Raw genomic sequence first — 4,799 nt, 5'->3', positions numbered from 1 at the left:
CGGGCGCCTGTTGGCGCCGCCTGGGAGGCAGCCTCCCAGGACGATATGAAGCAATCTGCAATGTTGTCCGTCAGCCATTGCTTGCTTGCCTTGCCCTGCTACAGTGAGCAGGTCCGAAAAAAAGCAACCGCAACGGCGCACAGCAGCTGGCAGCATGATCCATTACCGTCACTGGCAAGGAGAGTCGCTTGGCCCAACCCGCTCTGATGTCTTCCCACTGGGAGACCCCCGCATCACCTCGACAGCAGCACGCCGAACTGACGGCCGCGCTGATGGCTCCCCAAGCCTTCATCGCTCCCAAGTATTTCTACGACGCCCTGGGCAGCAAGCTCTTCGAGGCCATCTGCGCGCTGCCCGAGTATTACCCCACCCGCACCGAAGCGGCCATCTTTGCTGCCCACCACGAGGCCATTGCCGCGGCCGTCGGCCAGGGCTGTACCCTCATTGATTTGGGCGCGGGCAACTGTGCCAAGGCGGCCTCGCTGTTCGAGGTGCTGCAACCGCGCCAGTATGTGCCGGTCGATATTTCCGGCGACTTCCTGCAGCAGTCGGTGCAGGGGTTGCAGCACCGCTTTGCGCAGCTTCCCATGCAGCCGTTGGCGATGGATTTCTCGACCACGCTGGACTTGCCCGATACGGTGCCGGCAGAGCAGCGACTGTTCTTCTATCCCGGCTCTTCCCTGGGCAACTTCGATGCTCGGCAGGCACTGGCCTTCCTGCGCCGCCTGCGGGCCGCCTTGCCGGCCGGGAGCAATGACGGTGGCGTGCTGATCGGGTTGGACCTGGTCAAGGAGGTGGCGGTGCTGGAGGCGGCCTATGACGATGCGCTGGGCGTGACCGCGGCCTTCAACCTGAACGTGCTGCATCACGTCAATGACTTGCTGGGCGCCGATTTCGATCCCCGTCACTGGCGCCATGTGGCCTTCTACAACATCCACCAGCAGCGCATCGAGATGTACCTGGAAGCGCGGCGCGACCTCATCGTGCGCTGGCCGGGGGGGCGTCGCACCTTCCACCAGGGCGAGCGCATCCATACCGAATACAGCCACAAATTCACCGAGCAGGACATCCTGAGCTTGCTGGAGCAGGCCGGCTTCGGCGCTTGCCGCATGTGGTTCGATGAGCGGCGCTGGTTCACGGTCTGCCATGCGCGGGCGCGTTAGCGCACTTTTGCACTTTCGCCCTTTCGCCCTTTGCCACGCTCTTTCCGATTCATTCATTCTTGCAGGAGGCCGGATGCCCGCCCTTGTCATCGCCCAGGACGCTATCGCGCAGCAGGTCGAACCCAGCCTGGATACCGCCGCCACCATCGATGCGGTGATCGATGCTGCCGTCCAGCAGGTCAATCATCGTTCGCGTGAGCGGCTGGGGGATCGCTACCGGCGCTTGCGTCGTCAGTCCTTGTTGATTGCCGAGCCACTCTCGGCCGAGGATTGCTGTGTGCAGGCCATGCCCGAGGCCAGCCCCGTCAAGTGGCATCTGGCGCATACCACCTGGTTCTTCGAGACCTTTTTGCTGGAGCGCTTCCAGAGTGGCTTCACGCCTTTCCATCCGCAGTTCCGTATGCTGTTCAATTCCTACTACGAAGGCGTGGGCGAGAAGTTTCCACGGCCGCAACGCGGCTTGCTCACGCGTCCGTCGCTGGCCGAGGTGCTGGCCTACCGGGAAGAGGTCGATGGTCGCATGTTGCTGCTCATCGATGCGCTCGATTCCGGCAGCGCCGACGCGGGGGAGGATCATGCGCAACTGGCCGATTTCCTGGCTCTGCTGGAACTGGGGATGCAGCACGAGCAGCAGCACCAGGAACTGATGTTTACCGACATCAAGATCCTGCTGTCGATGAACCCGCTGCAACCGGCCTACCAACCGCTGCCGATGAGCGTGTGCCTGGGCGACCCGGTGGAGCTGCCGCTGCAATGGCATCGTATCCAGGCCGGGGTGGTGGAGATCGGTCATGCCGGCAGCGGCTTTTGCTTCGACAACGAGCGGCCGCGGCATCGCCAGTTCGTCGAGGCTTACCAGTGCGCTTCACGGCTGGTCAACAATGCCGAGTACCTGGCCTTTGTCGAGGCGGGAGGCTATGAGGATGCTGCGCTGTGGCTGTCCGAAGGCTGGGAGTGGAAGCAGCAGTTGGCGCTGGCGCATCCGCTGTACTGGCGCCCGACTGCGGACCATCAATGGCAGGAATTTACCGAATATGGGATGCAGCCCTTGCAGCCGCATCGCGCCGCCCAGCACCTGTCCTACTATGAGGCCGACGCCTATGCCCGCTGGGCCGGCGCACGCCTGCTGACCGAAGCCGAATGGGAACACGCAGCGGCCCACCTGCAGGGACAGGGACGTGAATTTTTTGGTGTGGCCTGGCAGTGGACCAGCAGCAGCTATGCGCCCTATCCGGGCTTCGTGGCCGCACCCGGGGCGGTGGGAGAGTACAACGGCAAGTTCATGGTGAACCAATATGTCTTGCGCGGCTCTTCCTCAGCTACACCGTTGAACCATGCGCGACTGAGCTATCGCAACTTCTTCCCGGCCACGGCGCGCTGGCAGGTCAGCGGCATCCGCCTGGCCCGGCAGCTGTGAGCGACCCGCAGCCGCTTGCGCTGCGGGTCTCACTCAGATTCAGAGGGGATCAGAAGGATTCCCACTCTTCCTTTTTGTCTTCCTTGATGCTGTTGGGCAGGGCGCGCGGTGCCGGGTTGGCGCCGATGGCGGCCGGGCGTGCGGACTGCGCTTGAGGTTGTGGCTGGGTTTGCGGTTTGGAGGGCAGTGCCTTGCTGGTGACTGCAGAGGATTTCAAGGCTGCTGCCTGCGGCGCCTGCATGGTGCGCAACTCAGGTCCACCTGCGTCATCCAGGCGGAACACGCTGACCAGTTCCAGCAATCGCTGCGCCTGATCCTGCAGGGCTTGTGCGGCGGCGGCGGCTTCTTCCACCAGCGCGGCATTCTGCTGGGTGGTGTTATCCATCTGCATGATGGCCTGGTTGACCTGTTCGATCCCATCACTTTGTTCGCGCGTGGCCGCCGAGATTTCGCCCACGATATGGCCGACTTGCTCGATGCTGGTGACCACCTGATCCATGGTATTGCCGGCCTGCGCCACCAGTTCAGTGCCGGAAGAAACCTGGTTGACCGAATCGTTGATCAGTTCCTTGATCTCCTTGGCCGCGGTGGCCGAGCGTTGCGCCAGGGCGCGCACTTCCGAGGCCACCACCGCAAAGCCGCGTCCCTGCTCGCCGGCACGGGCGGCTTCCACGGCGGCATTCAAGGCCAGGATGTTGGTCTGGAAGGCGATGCCATCGATCACCGAGATGATGTCGACGATCTTGCGCGAGGAATCGTTGATGGCGCCCATGGTCTGCACCACCTGCTTGACCGCTTCTCCGCCCTGGTTGGCCACAGCCGTGGCAGTGCCGGCCAGCTCGCTGGACTTGCGGGTGTGATCGGCATTCTGCTTGACGCTGGAGGTCAGTTGTTCCAACGAGGAGGCAGTTTCTTCCAGTGCGCTGGCCTGCTCTTCGGTGCGCGAGGACAGGTCGAGGTTGCCGGTGGCGATCTGGGTCGAGGCCGTGACCATGGAGTCGGTGCCGCGCCGCACTTCCAGCACGATGGCCTTGAGCTTCTGGTTCATCGCCGCCAGCGCCTGCAGCAGGCGGCCAGTCTCATCGGTGGAGTGGGCGGTGATGACGGCGGTCAGGTCACCGGCAGCCACCGTCTCGGCCACTTCCACGGCGCGGCTTAACGGACGGGTGATGCTGCGCGAGATGGTCCAGGCGACGAAGCCGGCAAAGAGTGCAGCCAGTACGCCCGAGGCCAGCATGATGTTGCGGGTGGCGAGGTAGGCTGCTGCGGCTTCTTCCACCGACTTGTCCATCAACTTTTGCTGGGTGTCGGAAAGTTCGTCGAGCTGGCCGAAATAGGTTTTCTGCAAGGGCACCATCTGGCTCAGCATGAGCTTGACGGCAGCATCCCTGTCGCCGGAGACGTAGAGCCGATGGATTTCCTTGCGCAGGGCCGAATAGCTCTTGCGCGTTTCGGTCACCTTGTCGAGTTTGGCCTTGGCTTCGGCGTTGATGATCAGTGCGGTGAGTTCATCGTAGAGCTTGGTGTTTTCGGCGGACAGGCTTTCGATGATCTTTTGTTCAGCGGCGATCTGCGCCGGGTCGTTCATCAATAGTTCATTGCGCACCGAGATGGCCACGTCATCGACCTTGCCGGAAATGGTATTGATGATGGCGATCTTCTTGTAGCGGTCGTTGACCACCAGGTCCAGGGACTGGTTGATGTCGCTCAGGCGAGCCAGGCCCAGCGTGACGATGGCGGCGATGACCAGGATCAGAATGGAAAAGGCCAGGGCCAGTCGCGTGGAAATGCTGAAGTTGTTGAAGCGCATGATTTTCCCCCCGAAAAATGTGGATGCGGCTTGTGGTGGCGTGTTGCCGAGAACTGGTGTGATGACCAGAAAATCTATGATAAGGCAGTTACGTACAACGAGAACGTTCTTATCACGTAAATTGCGAGCTTCGGTACCTGCTCTCATGAGCTGGGATGATGAAGGGTGCCAGCGGGCAACATTCGCGTGGGGGGGACGCGATGGTTGCCGTCAGGATGGTGCTTGCTTCAGCGCAGGCGTGGCCGGCTCAGGAGCGGACCATAACGCAATACGAAGAGCAGGAAGGCCAGGCTCCAGCACACCGCCGACAAGCCTAGCCACCAGCTGTTGCCAGCGGTCAACGTCGCAGCGATGCGACAGCCGGCTGCCGCACTGATGCTCACGTAGATGGCCGTGGTACTGCGTCGGC

4 protein-coding genes are annotated in these 4,799 nt (G+C 62.3%); 2 read left to right on the top strand and 2 right to left on the bottom strand.

Annotated elements, in window-relative coordinates; translation table 11 throughout:
* Nucleotides 1-188 precede the first annotated feature (188 nt).
* Nucleotides 189-1,163, top strand: coding sequence for an L-histidine N(alpha)-methyltransferase (gene egtD, locus I5W_RS16700; RefSeq protein WP_044530064.1), 975 nt, complete (start codon nucleotides 189-191; stop codon nucleotides 1,161-1,163).
* 73 nt (nucleotides 1,164-1,236) lie between these two features.
* Nucleotides 1,237-2,580 (top strand): ergothioneine biosynthesis protein EgtB, encoded by a 1,344-nt coding sequence (gene egtB, locus I5W_RS16695; RefSeq protein WP_083893562.1) that lies wholly within the window; start codon nucleotides 1,237-1,239, stop codon nucleotides 2,578-2,580.
* A 49-nt stretch (nucleotides 2,581-2,629) separates the two neighbouring features.
* Here the strand turns inward: egtB and I5W_RS16690 are convergent, their stop codons facing one another.
* Together I5W_RS16690 and I5W_RS16685 are read right to left on the bottom strand one after the other, a co-directional pair.
* Nucleotides 2,630-4,390, bottom strand: a complete 1,761-nt coding sequence (locus I5W_RS16690) for a methyl-accepting chemotaxis protein (protein WP_044530063.1) — start codon at nucleotides 4,388-4,390, stop codon at nucleotides 2,630-2,632.
* A 227-nt stretch (nucleotides 4,391-4,617) separates the two neighbouring features.
* The coding region (locus tag I5W_RS16685; RefSeq protein WP_044530062.1) for an NnrS family protein at nucleotides 4,618-4,799 on the bottom strand (182 nt) is incomplete at its 5' end.

Source organism: Herbaspirillum sp. B65 (genome assembly GCF_000333555.1).
Lineage (GTDB): Bacteria > Pseudomonadota > Gammaproteobacteria > Burkholderiales > Burkholderiaceae_D > Herbaspirillum > Herbaspirillum rubrisubalbicans.
Note: the sequence above shows the minus strand (reverse complement) of the source record. Positions and strands in the feature narration are given on the sequence as shown.